A 14,637-nucleotide genomic window follows, 5' to 3' on the forward strand; every position below is an offset into this window, starting at 1 on the left:
CGGGTTGAACGTGGCAGGTTGACCGTCACCACCCGCTTCTCAGCATCGAGCCCCACGGAGGTTCCATGGACATCAAGCTCACGACCATGTCGCAGCAGGCGCTCGGCGACGCCGTGCAGACGGCCTCGGCAGCGGGCAACCCGCAGCTCGAGCCGGTGCACGTGCTGTCCGCGCTCCTGCAGCAGACCGGCGGTGCCGCCGTGGGCCTGCTCGAGGCCGTCGGGGCGAGCGCCCAGCAGGTCGGCCAGCGCACGCGCGCCGCCCTCGTCGGGCTGCCCCAGGCCAGCGGCACCGCCGTCGCGGACCCGCGGGCCTCGCGCGCGACGACGGCGATGCTCGACGCAGCGGGCAAGGAGGCGGAGGCGCTCGGCGACGACTACGTCTCCACCGAGCACCTGCTCATCGCCATCGCCTCCGGGCAGTCCTCCGCCGCGCAGGCGCTCACCGGGGCCGGGGCCACCCCCGACGCGCTGCGGGCCGCGCTGCCCGCCGTCCGCGGCAGCTCGCGCGTCACCAGCCGGAACCCCGAGGGCACGTACAAGGCTCTCGAGCAGTACGGCACCGACCTCACCCAGGCCGCCCGCGACGGCAAGCTCGACCCCGTCATCGGGCGGGACTCCGAGATCCGCCGCGTGATCCAGGTGCTGAGCCGCCGCACCAAGAACAACCCGGTGCTCATCGGCGACCCCGGCGTCGGAAAGACCGCCGTCGTCGAAGGCCTGGCCCAGCGGATCGTCGCCGGCGACGTCCCCGACTCCCTGCAGGGCAAGCGCCTCGTCGCGCTCGACCTCGCCGGGATGGTCGCGGGCGCCAAGTACCGCGGCGAGTTCGAGGAGCGGCTCAAGGCCGTGCTCGACGAGATCACCGGCTCGGACGGCGAGATCGTGACCTTCATCGACGAGCTGCACACCGTCGTCGGTGCGGGCGCCGGCGGCGAGGGCGCGATGGACGCCGGCAACATGCTCAAGCCGATGCTGGCGCGCGGCGAGCTGCGGATGGTCGGCGCCACGACGCTCGACGAGTTCCGCGAGCACATCGAGACCGACCCGGCTCTCGAGCGCCGGTTCCAGCAGGTCTTCGTCGGCGAGCCCTCGGTCGAGGACACCGTCGCCATCCTCCGCGGCCTCAAGGAGCGCTACGAGGCCCACCACAAGGTCACCATCGCCGACTCCGCGCTGGTGGCCGCCGCCGGGCTGTCCGACCGGTACATCAGCGGCCGACAGCTCCCGGACAAGGCCATCGACCTCGTCGACGAGGCCGCGAGCCGGCTGCGCATGGAGCTCGACTCCTCGCCCGTCGAGATCGACGAGCTGCAGCGGGCCGTCACGCGGCTCGAGATGGAGGAGGTCGTGCTCAGCGAGTCCACCGACGCCGCGAGCGTCGAGCGGCTCGAGCGGCTGCGCGCCGACCTCGCGGACAAGCGCGAGCAGCTCAGCGGGCTCACGACCCGCTGGGAGGCGGAGAAGGCCGGGCACAACCGGGTCGGCGACCTGCGAGCGCGGCTCGACGAGCTGCGCGTCGAGGCCGAGCGCAAGCTGCGCGAGGGCGACCTCGAGGGCGCCGCACGCGTGCAGTACGGCGAGGTCCCCGCCGTCGAGCGGGAGCTCGCCGAGGCCGAGCACGCGGAGGCGTCGGACGCGTCCGGCGACGTCGCTGCCGAGGCGCCGATGATCGCCGACAAGGTCGGTGCGGACGAGATCGCCGAGGTCGTCTCGGCCTGGACGGGCATCCCTGCCGGCCGGCTGCTGCAGGGCGAGTCCGAGAAGCTGCTGAGCATGGAGGACGTGCTCGGAGAGCGGCTCATCGGGCAGAGGAGTGCCGTGCGCGCCGTCTCCGACGCCGTCCGGCGGGCACGTGCCGGAGTCGCCGACCCGGACCGGCCCACGGGCTCGTTCCTGTTCCTCGGGCCCACGGGCGTGGGCAAGACGGAGCTGGCCAAGGCGCTCGCGGACTTCCTGTTCGACGACGAGCGCGCCATGGTGCGCATCGACATGTCCGAGTACGGCGAGAAGCACTCCGTCGCCCGGCTCGTCGGGGCGCCCCCGGGTTACGTCGGCTACGAGGAGGGTGGCCAGCTCACCGAGGCCGTGCGGCGGCGCCCGTACTCCGTCGTCCTGCTGGACGAGGTGGAGAAGGCGCACCCGGAGGTCTTCGACATCCTGCTCCAGGTGCTCGACGACGGCCGCCTCACCGACGGCCAGGGCCGCACCGTGGACTTCCGGTCCACGATCCTCGTGCTGACGTCGAACCTCGGCTCGCAGTTCCTCGTGGACCCGATGCTGGACGACGACGCGAGGCGCGAGGCCGTGATGGCGGCCGTGCGGGCGTCGTTCAAGCCGGAGTTCCTCAACCGGCTCGACGACGTGGTGGTCTTCGACGCGCTGACCGTCGAGGAGCTGGGGCGGATCGTCGACCTGCAGGTCGCGGCGTTCGCGCGCCGGCTCGCGGATCGGCGCATCGTGCTGGAGGTCTCGGACGCGGCACGAGAGTGGCTGGCGCTGGAGGGCTTCGACCCCGCGTACGGGGCGCGCCCGCTGCGCCGGCTGGTGCAGCGCGAGATCGGAGACCGTCTCGCGAAGCGGCTGCTGGCGGGCGAGGTGACCGACGGCGACACGGTCGTCGTCGACCGCGACCCGGAGGGCACGGGCCTCACCGTCGCCGCCGCCTGACCGCCGCCTGACCGCCGCATGGACGATGCTGGACGGACGACGAGGGCGAGAGCTCGGAACCGAGTTCTCGCCCTCGTCGTGCCACCCGCGGGGACGGGCGGGTCAGACCGCCTTGCTGCTCACGCGGATGAAGGTGGGGTTGCTCTGCCAGATCGCGCGCTTCACGACGCCGACGCCCGGGCGCGCGGCCTCGATGACCTTGCCCTTGCCGGCGTAGATCGCGACGTGACCGGGTGACCAGACGAGGTCGCCGGGCTTGGCCTTGGAGCGCGAGATGGTCTTGCCGACCTTCTTCTGCGCCGACGAGGAACGCGGCAGGTTCTTGCCGATGGCCTTCTTGTAGACGTACGACGTGAAGCCCGAGCAGTCGAAGCCCTTCGGGGACGAGCCGCCGTAGACGTACTTCGCGCCGATGTACCTCGAGGCCACGCTGACGACCTTCGAGCCGGCCTTCTTGGCGGTGATCTTGATGGTCCGCGACGACTTCGGGCCGATCTTGGAGCTGGACGGGGTGACGACGACGCGCACCTTGTTCTTGCCGACCTTGTACATGGACCAGGTGGGGTTGAACCGCGCCTTGCCCTTGGACAGCTTCTTGGTGCTGACGACCTTGTTGTTGACGACCAGCTTCGCCCGGCCGCCGATGGCGTCGCCGGAACGGGTCGCCTTCACGGAGATGTGCGGCCGTGACTTCTTCGAGGTGGTCTTGGCGACTGTCGTCCTGGTCGCGCTCAGGGAGACCTTCGGCTTGGGCCGGGCCGGCTTCTTCGCGGTGCTGGTCGCGGACGCGACGCCGCTGGCGGTCGCGGCGCTGACCGGGGCTGCGGACGCCTGGCCGGCCTGGGCGACGAGACCGCCGCCGGTGAGGGTGGCGACGAGGCCGAGGGCGACGAGCACCCGGCGGGGCCGCGTCATCGCGGCGGCCGTACCGGCGCGCGACAGTTCGGTGGAAGACATGTGACCTCTCGAGCCTGCGAGATGAGCTGTCGGGTGAGGCCGAGATCGTTGGCCTGCCGTCCGTGGACGGCTTAACCCCAAGTCCGGTGCGCGACGCGTCGTCAGGCTCCGGCCGAAGGTGGTTCTCCCGCTGCTGCCGTAGGTCTCAGAGGGGGTACCGGGCCGCCGGCAGCACTCGGCTGCGACCCGTCGCCGGCCACATGCGACGTGGTCGGTCGAGGGACGCTAACCCACAGCGGCCCGATGGTCACAGTCCGGTAACGACGCGCGTGTCGCCGTGACAGCGTGCCGTCGCCACGTCTCCCCAGGAGGACCCGGACATCTCGTCGCGATTCCGGCGCCCGTCGACCTGACGCTCGTGACCAAGATCACGCGGACCGCACTACCGGTCGAGGATCGACCCGGACCGGTCGTCGTCCGACGCCGCCAGGCACAGCCCGGTGCGGTCCCCGGCCTCCCAGGACTCCTTGCTCGGCGTCCAGACGACGAACCGCAGCGTGTCGGCGGACTCGCGACCCGCGGGCCCCAGCAGGTCCGGCCCGCAGGCGAGCGAGGCGCGGCGCACCGCGTCCGGCGCGCCCGTCCACACGGCGGTGCGGGCGGCATCCGTGCGGCCCACCACCTGCGCGCGGTGCGGCTCGTCGCACGGCACCACGCGCACGCGGCCCACCGGTCCGTCGGCGGGCAGCTCGTCGAGGCAGGACCCGAGCACGAGCTGGACGGCGTTGACCTCGGTGGGCTCGTCGACATCGGCGGTCACCGGCTCCCACGCGGCGTCCCGCCACTGCAGCACCCCGAGCGTCACGCCCGCCGCGACGAGCACCACCGCGACGCCGACGACGACCGCGATGCGCACGCGCCGCCGTGCCCGGGGGCCGAGGGGGCGTCGGGACGGGCGCCCGACCCGGCCGGAGGGCGGCCCCGCGGCCGCGCCGACCTCGGGTGCCACGGAGGGCAGCGCGAGGTCCTCGACCCCGGCCGCGGGCACCAGGTCGGGCGACGACGGCGAGGTGAACGACAGGTCGTCCGGGCCGCCGGTCATGCGTCGAGGTCCAGGATCACCGGCACGTGGTCGCTCGCGCCCTTGCCCTTGCGCTCCTCACGGTCGATGACGACGCCGGTCACCCGGTCGCGCAGCGCGGGGGAGGCGTAGGCGAAGTCGATGCGCATGCCCTTGTTCCGGGGGAAGGCGAGCTGCTGGTAGTCCCAGTAGGTGTACAGATGCTCGGCCGGCAGGTGCTCCCGCGTGACCTCGGTGTACCCCGCCCGCTCGAAGGCGGCGAACGCCTCCCGCTCGGGCGCGGTGACGTGCGTGTGTCCCACGAACGCCGCCGGGTCGTAGACGTCGGTGTCGAGCGGGATCACGTTCCAGTCACCCGTGAGCGCGACCTGCGCCGCGGGGTCGGCCGCGAGCCAGCGGGCGGCCTCGTCGCGCAGCGCCGCCAGCCACGCGAGCTTGTAGGCGTAGTGCGGGTCGCCGACCGCGCGCCCGTGCGGCACGTACAGCGACCACACGCGCACGCCGCCGCAGGTGGCGCCGAGCGCACGAGCCTCGACCGGGGGCGCTGCGTCGAGCAGGGTAGGGACGCCGGCGGCGTCGGCGGACGCCTTCGCGAAGCCCGGCTGGCCGGCGAACGACGTCTCGACGTCCGACAGCCCGACCCGGGACACGACCGCGACGCCGTTCCACGCGGAGAACCCGGTGTGCGCGACCTCGTAGCCCGCGGCCTCGAAGGCCCCGACGGGGAACTGCTCGTCGCGGCACTTGGTCTCCTGGATCGCCAGGACGTCCGTGCCCGAGCGGTCCAGGAAGGCGATCACCCGGTCGACGCGGGCGCGGACGGAGTTGACGTTCCAGGTGGCCAGGCGCACGGGTGCCAGGCTACCGGCGCGCCGGACGCGCGCCGCTCACTCCCAGGTCGCCGTCTCGGGATCGACGCCGTGCGCGCGGGCGTTGGCGTCGATGACGTCGCGCAGCCACGCCGTCAGGCCCGGCCGTCGCGCGTCGTGGTGCTCCGCGAACCCGGGGTCCTCGGCGTACATCCGGCCGACGCAGACGTGCATGGCGTGCGTGACGTCGAAGTAGGCGCCGAGCGACGCGCGGTGCCGCTCGGCCAGCGCGTCGGCCGCGTCGCTCCCGGGCCGCACGCCGCGGCCCATGGCGTCGGCCAGCGCGGTCACCACGGCGTCGGACTCGGCGGCGGCCGCCTGCCACTCCGCGGCCGTCCGGGAGGCCGCCCGCTCGGCGTACTGGGCCCACTGGTCGGTGTGGCCCCACCGCTCGCGCGCCCCTACGGCTGACGACGGCTGCCAGCTCTCGCCGAACAGCGCCACCTGCTCCTCGGCGGACAGGAGGATGCCGCGCTCCCGCGCCTCGACGAGGCGGTCCAGCGCCCCGGCCGCCCGCTCGAGCCGGTGCAGGCGCTCACGGACCAGGTCGCGCTGACGGCGCAGGGAGGCGTCCGCACCCTCGGGAGCGTCCAGCAGCGCGCCGATCTCCTCGAGCGGTACGTCGAGGTCGCGGTAGAGCACCACCCGGTGCACGCGGGCCAGGTCCCAGGGCGTGTACAGGCGGTACCCGCTCGTCGTGCGTCCGGACGGCCGCACGAGCCCGACGGAGTCCCAGTGGTGCAGCGTGCGGACGGTCACGCCGGCGGCCCGTGCCGCGGCGCCGACGGTGAGCGCGCCGGCGTCGGGGTCGCCGGCGTCGGGCCGCGAGGGGAGGCTGCCTGACGCCATGTCGCCCAGTCTGCCCGTGGTGGGCACCTCCTTCCGCCGCGAGATCGAGGTAGCCGTCGCGAGATCGACCTTCGGTGGGTCGACCTCGCGACGGGTACCTCGATCTCGGGGCAGGGGGACCGTCACTCCTCCGGGGCTCCGAAGCCCAGCTGGTCGCGCACGGTCTGCGCCTCGGGGCTGGCGGGGTCCCACGGGCGGGCGGCCGTCATGACCACCCGGGTGCGCTCAGGGGTGGTGATCTCCACCTCCACCGTTCCCCAGGGCCGCAGCTGCGGGCCGGTCGTGGAGCCGGGCACGACCTCCTCGCAGGCGGCCGCGATCTCGTCGACCTGGCTCAGCACGCACGAGAAGCTCACGCCCAGCGGGCCAGCGGCGTCGGCGGGCGGCGCCGGCACGAGGAGCACGTCCTGGAACGCCCACCTGCGCAGGTGCACGACGGTGCCCGGTGCGGAGAAGATGACGAAGAACCCGAGGCCGCGCACCCAGAAGTCGGTGGAGGCCTCGAGGTCGGCGGTCGGGACGGTGACGAACATGGGCATGCCGTAGATGCCGTGGAACTGCTCGGGCGGCTGCACGCCGAGGCCGGGCGGCGGGACGGGGCTGATGCTGAACGCGGTGAAGGTGTCGGTCATGCGGCCAGCGTGAGCCCTCACGTCGCGTCAGGGTCAAGCCTCCGGTGACGGCGCGGGTCGCGGTCCTGCCGACGCGCCGGACGCTCTAGGCTGCCACCATGGGTACCGCGCTCGTCACCGGAGCCACCTCCGGACTCGGCCTGGAGTTCACCTGGCAGCTCGCCACCGCGCGCCACGACGTCGTGCTCGTCGCGCGTGACACCGAGCGCCTCGAGCAGGTCGCGGCTCAGGTCCGCGCCGCCGCGGGGGTCCGGGTGGAGGTGCTGTCCGCCGACCTCTCCGTGCCCGACGACGTCGCCCGCGTCGCCGAGCGGCTCGCCGTCACGGGGGACGAGGACGGCGACGACCGCCGCCCGGTCGGGCTGCTCGTCAACAACGCGGGCTTCGCCACCGCACAGCGCTTCGTGGGCGGCGACCTGGACGTGGAGCTGAAGGCCCTCGACGTGATGGTCCGGGCCGTGGTCCAGCTCTCCCACGCCGGGGCCGGCCAGATGCGGTCCCGCGGGCGCGGCGCGATCATCAACGTCGCGTCCGTGGCCGCCCTGACCGCGGGCGGCTCGTACGCCGCCGCGAAGGCCTACGTGCGGACCTTCACCGAGGGGCTGGCCGTCGAGCTGAAGGGCACCGGCGTCACCGCGACCGTCGTGTGCCCCGGCTTCGTGCACACGGAGTTCCACGACCGGGCCGGCATCGACATGGGCACGGTCCCCGAGGTCGGCTGGCTCACCGCGCCGGCCGTGGTGTCCGAGGCGCTCGCGGACGTGCGCCGCGGCGTCGTCATCTCCACGCCGTCCGCGCGGTACAAGGCGGCGTCCGCGCTGCTGCGGGTGCTGCCGCGTGGTGCGGTGCGCGCCGTCGGCCACTACCGCTGACCGCGAGCGGCCTGCCCCCGGTCGCACGGCCGGCCTCTCGCAGGCCGCGGCCCCTAGTCGGCCGTGCGCGCCCGCTCCGCGGCGGCCCGCGCCGCCTCGGCCTCCGCCTTGACGGCGTCACGCGCGGCCTTCTCCAGCTCACGCACCCGCTTCTGCGCCTCCCGGACCCGCTTGTCGGCCTCCTTGCGCTTGCCGGCGGCCTTCTTGACCTTGGCGTCCGACGAGTAGGCGGCGGCCAGCTCGAGCGCCGCGACCACCTCTGGGTCCGGCGTGGCGTCGGGCGGCGTGCCGGCCGCGGCACCCTCGGTGTCGTCTGCCGGGTGGGTGACGCCGCTGCGGGCGGCGACGTACGTCCCGAGGCCGTCGAGCAGGCGCTCGAGGCCCCAGGCGACGTCGTCGATCTCGTCCAGCCCTGGCTCGTCGGGCAGGTAGTTGCCGCGCTGGACCAGCGGGTGCAGCCAGGGGAAGCGGACGTCGTCGACGAGCTGGGCCAGGGTCGCGGCGAGCTCGGGGCCGTGCGCGTTCGAGACGTCCCCCGCGGCCTCGGCGCGACCGAGGTCGCGCAGGAGGAGCGCTTCGTTGCGGGCGTACCCGTTGACGAGCATGATCGTCGCGATCTTCTCGCCGTCCTCGAGCGGCGTGGACCGCAGCGCGCGCAGCCCGGCGTCGAGGGCGCGCAGGTTCGAGGGCGTCATCGGCGGCCCCGTGATGGGGATGTCGAGCACCCAGGGGTGGATCCGGAACGCCGCCATCACGAGCAGCGCCCACTCGCGCAGCTCCGCCCGCCAGTCGGCGGGCTCGCGGGCCGGCGGGAAGTCGACGACGATGGCGGCCTCCTGCATGAGCAGCAGCAGGTCGTCCTTGCTGGTGACGTACCGGTACAGGGACATCGTCGTGAAGCCGAGGCTCTTGGCGACCCGAGCCATGGAGACCCCGCCCAGCCCTTCGGCGTCCGCGATCTCGATGGCGGCCTCGACGATGCGCTCGATGCTGAGCTCCCGCCGTGGGGCGCGTTCCGGCCGTTCGGCGATCCCCCAGGCGAGCGCGAGCTGGGGCGGGAGCTCCGGCAGGTCCGTCATGGCCACATCATCCCTGATCCGTCCCGTCGGTCGACGGCCCGACCGACGGGACCGGTGCGGAGGTTCAGCGGGCGGTCCGGCGCCGGTAGAGCACGCCACCGGCGAGGACGCTCGCGAGGAGCAGGCCGCCGAGCCAGGCGCACGCCGTGAGGATCGTGCCGGCGTCGGGTGCGCCGGCCAGGAGCCCGCGCACCGACTCGATGACCGGGGTGAAGGGCTGGTGCTCGGCGAAGCCGTGCAGCCACGCGGGCATGGTCTCGACCGCCACGAAACCGGAGCTGAGGTAGGGCACGAAGAGGAAGATCATGTTGACGGACATCGAGGCCTCGACGCTCAGCACCAGGCCGAGGGTCACGCTGATCCAGGTGAAGGTCAGGACGGCGAGCACGGCGAAGGCGGCGAAGCCGAGCCAGTCGCCGAGGGCCGCCCCGGGGCGGAACCCGTACGCGACGGCCACGAGGACCACCAGCGCGGCCGAGGCCAGATTGCGCACGACGCTCGCGAAGACGTGCCCCCACAGGGCCGACGAGCTGAAGATCGGCAGCGTCTTGAAGCGGTCGATCGTGCCGGAGGTCATGTCCTGCGCCACGGCGACGGCGGCCGACCCGGAGTTCATGCCCAGGCACATGACGAGGACGCCGGGCACGACGTAGTCGATGTAGCCGCCGCCGGGCCCGGAGATCGCGCCGCCGAAGATGACGACGAACACGGACATGATCAGCACGGGCAGCGCGAAGGCGTTGATGAGGCTGTCGACGGAGCGCAGCGAGCGCCGTGCCTCGCGCCGGGTCATGGTGGCGACGTCGCGCAGCGGTGCGCCGCGACGCCCGGTCGGCCCCGGACGGGCGGGGGCGGTGGCGGGTGCCGGCAGGGTTGTGGTCATCGCTGGGCCTCCTCGGCTGAGCGCGTGTCGGTGCGGGTGAGGGCGAGGAAGACGTCGTCGAGGGTGGGCTTGACGACGCTCACGGCGGCGACGGCCAGGCCGCGGGTCTCCGCGTGCTCCAGGACGTCGCGGATGGCGCGCACGGGCTCGGTGCTGGGGAACGTCAGGGCGAGCGCCTTGTCGTCGGTCTCGGCCTGGTCGAGCCCGGCGACGGCGAGGGCACGCGCGCCGTCCAGGCTGGCGGCGTCCTGGAAGGAGACCCGCACGTGGTCGCCCGCGACGAGGGCCTTGAGCTCGCTCGCCGTGCCGCGCGCGGCGATCCGGCCCTCGGCGAGGACGGCGATCGTGTCGGCGAGGCGGTCGGCCTCCTCGAGGTACTGGGTGGTGAGCAGGATGGTGGTGCCGTCCGCGGCGAGGGAGCGGACGACGTCCCAGAGCTGGGAGCGCGACGCCGGGTCGAGGCCGGTCGTGGGCTCGTCGAGCACGAGCACCCGCGGGTCGGCGACGAGGCTGATGGCGAGGTCGAGGCGGCGTCGCATCCCGCCGGAGTAGGTCGAGACGCGACGGCGGGCGGCGCCGGTGAGGTCGAAGCGCTCCAGGAGCTCGTGGGCGCGATGCCGCACGGTGCGTCTCGGCAGGTGGGCGAGGTCGGCCATCATGACGAGGTTCTCCTCGCCGGTCAGGAACTCGTCCACCGAGGCGTACTGACCGGTCAGGGCGATGGCGCGGCGGACGGCGGCGGGGTCGCGGACGACGTCGGCGCCCGCGATGGTCGCGGTCCCGGCGTCGGGCCGGACCAGGGTGGTGAGGATGTTGACGGCGGTGGTCTTGCCGGCGCCGTTCGGTCCGAGCAGGGCGAAGATCTCGCCGCGCCGGACGGCGAGGTCGACGCCGCGCAGCACGTCGGTGCGACCGTAGGACTTGCGCAGTCCCCGGACGTCGATCATCGGGTCGTTCATGACGGTCCCCTCGTGGAGGTGGTGCGGCTGGACGTGTACGGCGTACACGAGCGTATGGGATACACAGAGTGTTGGCAATACACCTCGAGTGCCGGATACACCGGCCGGGGCTGGCCGTAGGCTGGGGGCCGTGACGACCGCCGACTTCTCCCCGACCCCCCGCGAGCAGCTGCGCGACCTCATCTCCGAGCTCGCCGTCGTGCACGGGAAGGTGACGCTCTCCTCCGGCAAGGAGGCCGACTACTACGTCGACCTGCGCCGGATCACGCTGCACCACCGCGCCGCGCCGCTCGTGGGCCACGTCCTGCTCGACCGGCTCGAGGAGGTCGGGCTCGGCACGGCCGAGGTCGACGCCGTCGGTGGGCTGACCCTCGGCGCCGACCCGATCGCCACCGCGCTGCTGCACGCCGCCGCGTCACGCGGGCAGGAGCTCGACGCGTTCGTCGTCCGCAAGGCCGCCAAGGCGCACGGCATGCAGCGCCAGGTCGAGGGCCCGGAGGTGGCGGGCCGCAAGGTCGTCGTGCTGGAGGACACCACCACGACCGGCGGGTCGCCGATCACCGCCATCGAGGCGCTGCGCGCCGCCGGGGCGCAGGTGCTGGGCTGCGCGACCATCGTCGACCGGGCCACCGGCGCCGGCGAGAAGATCGAGGCGCTCGGCGTGCCGTACCACTACCTCTTCGACCTGGCGGACCTCGGCCTGCAGGCCTGACCGGGAGCCGTGCGTCAGGGGCGCCGGCGGCCGAGCAGGAAGCCGGCGCCCAGACCGACCAGCAGCGCTCCCACGCCGATCAGCGCGGTCGGAAGCCAGTAGTTCGGGATCACCGGGGTGAAGGTGGTGTCCGACAGGGGAGCGTAGGCGAACCACCCGACCCTGAAGTCCCAGGTCAGCGCCTGCCAGGCGCCGACGGTGAGCAGCACGGCACCCGCGACGACCGCCGCCGCCGCCCACCGCCGGCCGCGGGCGGGCGCCGGCCCGTCGGCGGGAATGTCGCGCGCCGGGGAGTCAGACACGGTCGACGAGGTCGGCCACGGAGTCGACGACGTGGGACGGGCGGAACGGGTAGGTGTCCACCTCGTCGGCGGCGGTCGACCCCGTCATGACGAGGAAGGTCTCGAGTCCCGCCTCGATGCCGGCGACGACGTCGGTGTCCATGCGGTCGCCGATCATCGCCGTCGTCTCCGAGTGGGCGTCGATGCGGTTGAGCGCGGAGCGGAACATCATCGGGTTGGGCTTGCCCACGTAGTAGGGCGACCGGCCCGTGGCGGCCTGGATCATCGCGGCGACGGCGCCCGTCGCGGGCAGGGGGCCCTCCGCGGAGGGCCCGGTCGTGTCCGGGTTGGTCGCGATGAACCGGGCCCCGCCACGCACCAGGCGGATCGCCTTGGTGATCGCCTCGAACGAGTACGTGCGGGTCTCGCCCAGCACCACGTAGTCCGGGTCCGCCTCGGTGAGCGTGTACCCGGCCTCGTAGAGGGCCGTCGTCAGCCCGGCCTCGCCGACGGGGTACGCCGACCCGGCGGGGATCTGGTCGTGCAGGAACTTCGCCGTCGCGAGCGCCGACGTCCAGATCGCCTCCTCCGGCACGTCGATGCCCGACGTCGCGAGCCGGGCGCGCAGGTCGCGCGGCGTGAAGATCGAGTTGTTCGTGAGGATGAGGAACGGGCGCTCCGCGTCCCGCAGGGCACGCACGAACTCGGGCGCCCCGGGGATGGCCTTGCCCTCGTGCACCAGCACGCCGTCCATGTCGGTCAGCCAGGACTCGATCTTCCGCTCGCTCACGCCGCCACCCTAGTGCGCGGACCGGCCCCCGCGCCCGGCGTCCGCGGGTCGGTCGGTACCGCAGGATGGGCGCATGACGACGATCACGCAGGGTGCCGACGACGCGCGCGAGGTCGGCGTCGGCCCCTGGCCCGGCGGACCTGACACCTGGCCCCGCCTGCCCGACGGCGCACCCGACCCGCGGTACGACCCGGAGCTGCTCGCGCACGGCGACCGGCGCAACGTCGTCGACGGCTACCGGTACTGGACCGTCGACGCCGTCCGTGCCGACCTCGACGCGCGCCGCCCGGCCGACCGGCAGCTGCACGTCGCGGTCGAGAACTGGGCGCACGACCTCAACATCGGCTCGGTGGTGCGCACCGCGAACGCGTTCAACGCGGCGGGCGTGCACATCGTCGGACGGCGGCGGTGGAACCGGCGCGGCGCGATGGTCACCGACCGTTACCTGCACGTCCACCACCATCCGGACGCGACCGCTCTCGCGGGCTGGGCGGACGCCGCGGGGCTCGCCGTCGTGGGGATCGACAACGTGCCCGGCTCGGTGCCGCTGGAGGGGTACGCCCTGCCGGCGCGGTGCGTGCTGTTCTTCGGGCAGGAGTCCGCGGGCCTGACGGCCGACGCGCAGGCCGCCTGCACCGACGTCGCGCACATCACCCAGCACGGGTCGACGCGATCCCTCAACGCCGGCGCCGCGGGCGCGATCGCCATGCACGCGTGGGCAGGGCGCTGGCTCGCCCCATCTCACGGAACCGACGGCATGTGACGTCCACGACCCGGACGTGAGAAAATCGTCTCTGCATGCGGGCAGCTCGGTGTCCGTCGCGACGTCGCAGCCCGGTGCATCCCCGTACGCCCCGTCATTGGAGTACCGCAGATGCCTATCGCAACCCCCGAGGTCTACGCCGAGATGATCGACCGGGCGAAGGCCGGCAAGTTTGCCTACCCCGCCGTCAACATCACCTCGTCGCAGACCGTGACCGCCGCGCTCCAGGGCTTCGCCGAGGCCGAGTCGGACGGCATCATCCAGGTCTCCGTGGGCGGCGGCGAGTACGCCTCCGGCTCCACGATCAAGGACCGCGTCGTCGGCTCGCTCGCGCTGGCCGCCTACGCCACCGAGGTCGCGAAGAACTACTCGGTGAACATCGCGATCCACACGGACCACTGCGTCAAGAAGAACCTCGACTCCTGGGTCCGCCCGCTGCTCGCCCTCGAGGCGGAGCAGGTCAAGGCCGGCAAGAACCCGACCTTCCAGTCCCACATGTTCGACGGCTCGGACATCCCGCTGGACGAGAACCTCGTCATCGCCGCCGAGCTGCTCGAGCTCTCGCAGGCCGCGCGCACGATCCTCGAGATCGAGGTCGGCGTCGTGGGTGGCGAGGAGGACGGCCACGAGGCCGAGATCAACGAGAAGCTGTACACCACCGCCGAGGACGGCCTGGCGACGGTCCGCGCCCTCGGCGTGGGCGAGAAGGGCCGCTACCTGACGGCGCTCACCTTCGGCAACGTGCACGGCGTGTACAAGCCGGGCGCGGTCAAGCTCCGCCCGTCGATCCTCGCCGAGATCCAGAAGTCCGTGGGTGCCGAGGTCGGCATCCAGAACCCGTTCGATCTCGTGTTCCACGGTGGCTCCGGCTCCACGGCCGAGGAGATCTCCGAGGCGGTGGACCACGGCGTCATCAAGATGAACATCGACACCGACACGCAGTACGCGTTCTCGCGTCCCGTCGCGGACCACTTCTTCCGCAACTACGACGGCGTCCTGAAGGTGGACGGCGAGGTCGGCAACAAGAAGGCCTACGACCCGCGCGCCTGGGGCAAGCTGGCCGAGGGCGGCATGGCGGCTCGCATCGTCGAGGCCGCGCAGCAGCTGCGCTCCGCCGGCCACAAGATGTGATCGCACGCTCGGCACCACGCGCCGTGGCGCCGAGCGCCGGAGCAGCGTGCACAGGAGCATCGTGCACCGTACCGAGAAGCAGGGGCGGGGCGGGGGGGGGGGGGGCCCCCCCCCGGGGGGGGGGGCGGCACGTGTGGTGGGCGGGGGGGGGGGGGGGGGGGGGGGGGTGG

At 73.3% G+C, this 14,637-nt stretch carries 15 protein-coding genes and 1 riboswitch; of the genes, 5 read left to right on the top strand and 10 right to left on the bottom strand.

The features are described from left to right. The first annotated feature begins 65 nt into the window (after window positions 1-65). On the top strand, window positions 66-2,669 hold the full coding sequence (gene clpB / locus LEP48_RS01485) for an ATP-dependent chaperone ClpB (RefSeq protein ID WP_225563743.1): 2,604 nt from the start codon (window positions 66-68) through the stop codon (window positions 2,667-2,669). Window positions 2,670-2,771: 102 nt separating this feature from the next. On the opposite strand, the gene LEP48_RS01490 is transcribed toward clpB, so the two are convergent. From LEP48_RS01490 to LEP48_RS01510, 5 genes are all read right to left on the bottom strand, one after another. Next, window positions 2,772-3,626 (bottom strand): C40 family peptidase, encoded by an 855-nt coding sequence (locus LEP48_RS01490; RefSeq protein WP_225563744.1) that lies wholly within the window; start codon window positions 3,624-3,626, stop codon window positions 2,772-2,774. Continuing rightward, window positions 3,623-3,781, bottom strand: a riboswitch (cyclic di-AMP (ydaO/yuaA leader). (Overlaps the previous gene by 4 nt.) A 227-nt stretch (window positions 3,782-4,008) precedes the next feature. Beyond that, a complete protein-coding gene (locus LEP48_RS01495; protein WP_225563745.1) occupies window positions 4,009-4,668 on the bottom strand; it encodes a septum formation family protein in 660 nt (219 codons plus the stop codon). Further along, entirely contained in the window at window positions 4,665-5,498 is an 834-nt protein-coding gene (locus LEP48_RS01500; RefSeq protein ID WP_225563746.1) for an exodeoxyribonuclease III, read from the bottom strand. The genes LEP48_RS01495 and LEP48_RS01500 overlap by 4 nt, the downstream gene beginning before the upstream one ends. Before the next feature lie 36 nt (window positions 5,499-5,534). Next, complete coding sequence (locus tag LEP48_RS01505; RefSeq protein ID WP_225563747.1) at window positions 5,535-6,365, bottom strand: MerR family transcriptional regulator; 831 nt, start codon at window positions 6,363-6,365, stop codon at window positions 5,535-5,537. A 122-nt stretch (window positions 6,366-6,487) separates the two neighbouring features. After that, window positions 6,488-6,997, bottom strand: a complete 510-nt coding sequence (locus LEP48_RS01510) for a VOC family protein (RefSeq protein WP_225563748.1) — start codon at window positions 6,995-6,997, stop codon at window positions 6,488-6,490. 98 nt (window positions 6,998-7,095) lie between these two features. Here LEP48_RS01510 and LEP48_RS01515 point away from each other — a divergent pair, with 98 nt between their 5' ends. Then, window positions 7,096-7,869 (top strand): SDR family NAD(P)-dependent oxidoreductase, encoded by a 774-nt coding sequence (locus LEP48_RS01515; RefSeq protein WP_225563749.1) that lies wholly within the window; start codon window positions 7,096-7,098, stop codon window positions 7,867-7,869. 53 nt (window positions 7,870-7,922) lie between these two features. Here LEP48_RS01515 and LEP48_RS01520 read toward each other — a convergent pair whose 3' ends face one another. The 3 genes from LEP48_RS01520 to LEP48_RS01530 form a co-directional block, all read right to left on the bottom strand. After that, window positions 7,923-8,948, bottom strand: a complete 1,026-nt coding sequence (locus LEP48_RS01520) for a TetR/AcrR family transcriptional regulator (protein WP_225563750.1) — start codon at window positions 8,946-8,948, stop codon at window positions 7,923-7,925. A 64-nt stretch (window positions 8,949-9,012) separates the two neighbouring features. Further along, a complete protein-coding gene (locus LEP48_RS01525; protein WP_225563751.1) occupies window positions 9,013-9,831 on the bottom strand; it encodes an ABC transporter permease in 819 nt (272 codons plus the stop codon). Next, window positions 9,828-10,790 carry an ATP-binding cassette domain-containing protein gene (locus LEP48_RS01530; protein ID WP_225563752.1) on the bottom strand — a complete coding sequence of 321 codons (963 nt, stop codon included), beginning with the start codon at window positions 10,788-10,790 and terminating at the stop codon, window positions 9,828-9,830. Before LEP48_RS01530 ends, LEP48_RS01525 begins: the two co-directional genes overlap by 4 nt. A gap of 130 nt (window positions 10,791-10,920) precedes the next feature. On the opposite strand from LEP48_RS01530, the gene pyrE reads away from it, so the two are divergent. After that, window positions 10,921-11,502: an orotate phosphoribosyltransferase gene (pyrE, locus tag LEP48_RS01535; protein WP_225563753.1), complete on the top strand. Its 582-nt coding sequence runs from the start codon at window positions 10,921-10,923 to the stop codon at window positions 11,500-11,502. 14 nt (window positions 11,503-11,516) lie between these two features. Here the strand turns inward: pyrE and LEP48_RS01540 are convergent, their stop codons facing one another. Both LEP48_RS01540 and LEP48_RS01545 read right to left on the bottom strand, forming a co-directional pair. After that, window positions 11,517-11,804 (bottom strand): hypothetical protein, encoded by a 288-nt coding sequence (locus LEP48_RS01540; RefSeq protein ID WP_225563754.1) that lies wholly within the window; start codon window positions 11,802-11,804, stop codon window positions 11,517-11,519. Then, window positions 11,797-12,537, bottom strand: a complete 741-nt coding sequence (locus tag LEP48_RS01545) for an HAD-IIA family hydrolase (RefSeq protein WP_225564093.1) — start codon at window positions 12,535-12,537, stop codon at window positions 11,797-11,799. The genes LEP48_RS01540 and LEP48_RS01545 overlap by 8 nt, the downstream gene beginning before the upstream one ends. 109 nt (window positions 12,538-12,646) lie before the next feature. Here LEP48_RS01545 and LEP48_RS01550 point away from each other — a divergent pair, with 109 nt between their 5' ends. Further along, entirely contained in the window at window positions 12,647-13,336 is a 690-nt protein-coding gene (locus LEP48_RS01550) for a TrmH family RNA methyltransferase (protein WP_225563755.1), read from the top strand. A gap of 111 nt (window positions 13,337-13,447) precedes the next feature. Continuing rightward, entirely contained in the window at window positions 13,448-14,467 is a 1,020-nt protein-coding gene (gene fbaA / locus LEP48_RS01555; protein WP_225563756.1) for a class II fructose-bisphosphate aldolase, read from the top strand. Window positions 14,468-14,637: the final 170 nt, after the last annotated feature.

Source organism: Isoptericola luteus (assembly GCF_020297055.1).
GTDB classification, from domain to species: domain Bacteria; phylum Actinomycetota; class Actinomycetes; order Actinomycetales; family Cellulomonadaceae; genus Isoptericola; species Isoptericola luteus.

Coding starts and splice junctions, on each gene's coding strand:
- clpB (WP_225563743.1), top strand. CDS start 66: ATGGACATCAAGCTCACGACCATGTCGCAGCAGGCGCTCGGCGACGCC.
- LEP48_RS01490 (WP_225563744.1), bottom strand. CDS start 3,626: ATGTCTTCCACCGAACTGTCGCGCGCCGGTACGGCCGCCGCGATGACG.
- LEP48_RS01495 (WP_225563745.1), bottom strand. CDS start 4,668: ATGACCGGCGGCCCGGACGACCTGTCGTTCACCTCGCCGTCGTCGCCC.
- LEP48_RS01505 (WP_225563747.1), bottom strand. CDS start 6,365: ATGGCGTCAGGCAGCCTCCCCTCGCGGCCCGACGCCGGCGACCCCGAC.
- LEP48_RS01510 (WP_225563748.1), bottom strand. CDS start 6,997: ATGACCGACACCTTCACCGCGTTCAGCATCAGCCCCGTCCCGCCGCCC.
- LEP48_RS01515 (WP_225563749.1), top strand. CDS start 7,096: ATGGGTACCGCGCTCGTCACCGGAGCCACCTCCGGACTCGGCCTGGAG.
- LEP48_RS01520 (WP_225563750.1), bottom strand. CDS start 8,948: ATGACGGACCTGCCGGAGCTCCCGCCCCAGCTCGCGCTCGCCTGGGGG.
- LEP48_RS01525 (WP_225563751.1), bottom strand. CDS start 9,831: ATGACCACAACCCTGCCGGCACCCGCCACCGCCCCCGCCCGTCCGGGG.
- LEP48_RS01530 (WP_225563752.1), bottom strand. CDS start 10,790: ATGAACGACCCGATGATCGACGTCCGGGGACTGCGCAAGTCCTACGGT.
- LEP48_RS01545 (WP_225564093.1), bottom strand. CDS start 12,537: ATGGACGGCGTGCTGGTGCACGAGGGCAAGGCCATCCCCGGGGCGCCC.
- LEP48_RS01550 (WP_225563755.1), top strand. CDS start 12,647: ATGACGACGATCACGCAGGGTGCCGACGACGCGCGCGAGGTCGGCGTC.
- fbaA (WP_225563756.1), top strand. CDS start 13,448: ATGCCTATCGCAACCCCCGAGGTCTACGCCGAGATGATCGACCGGGCG.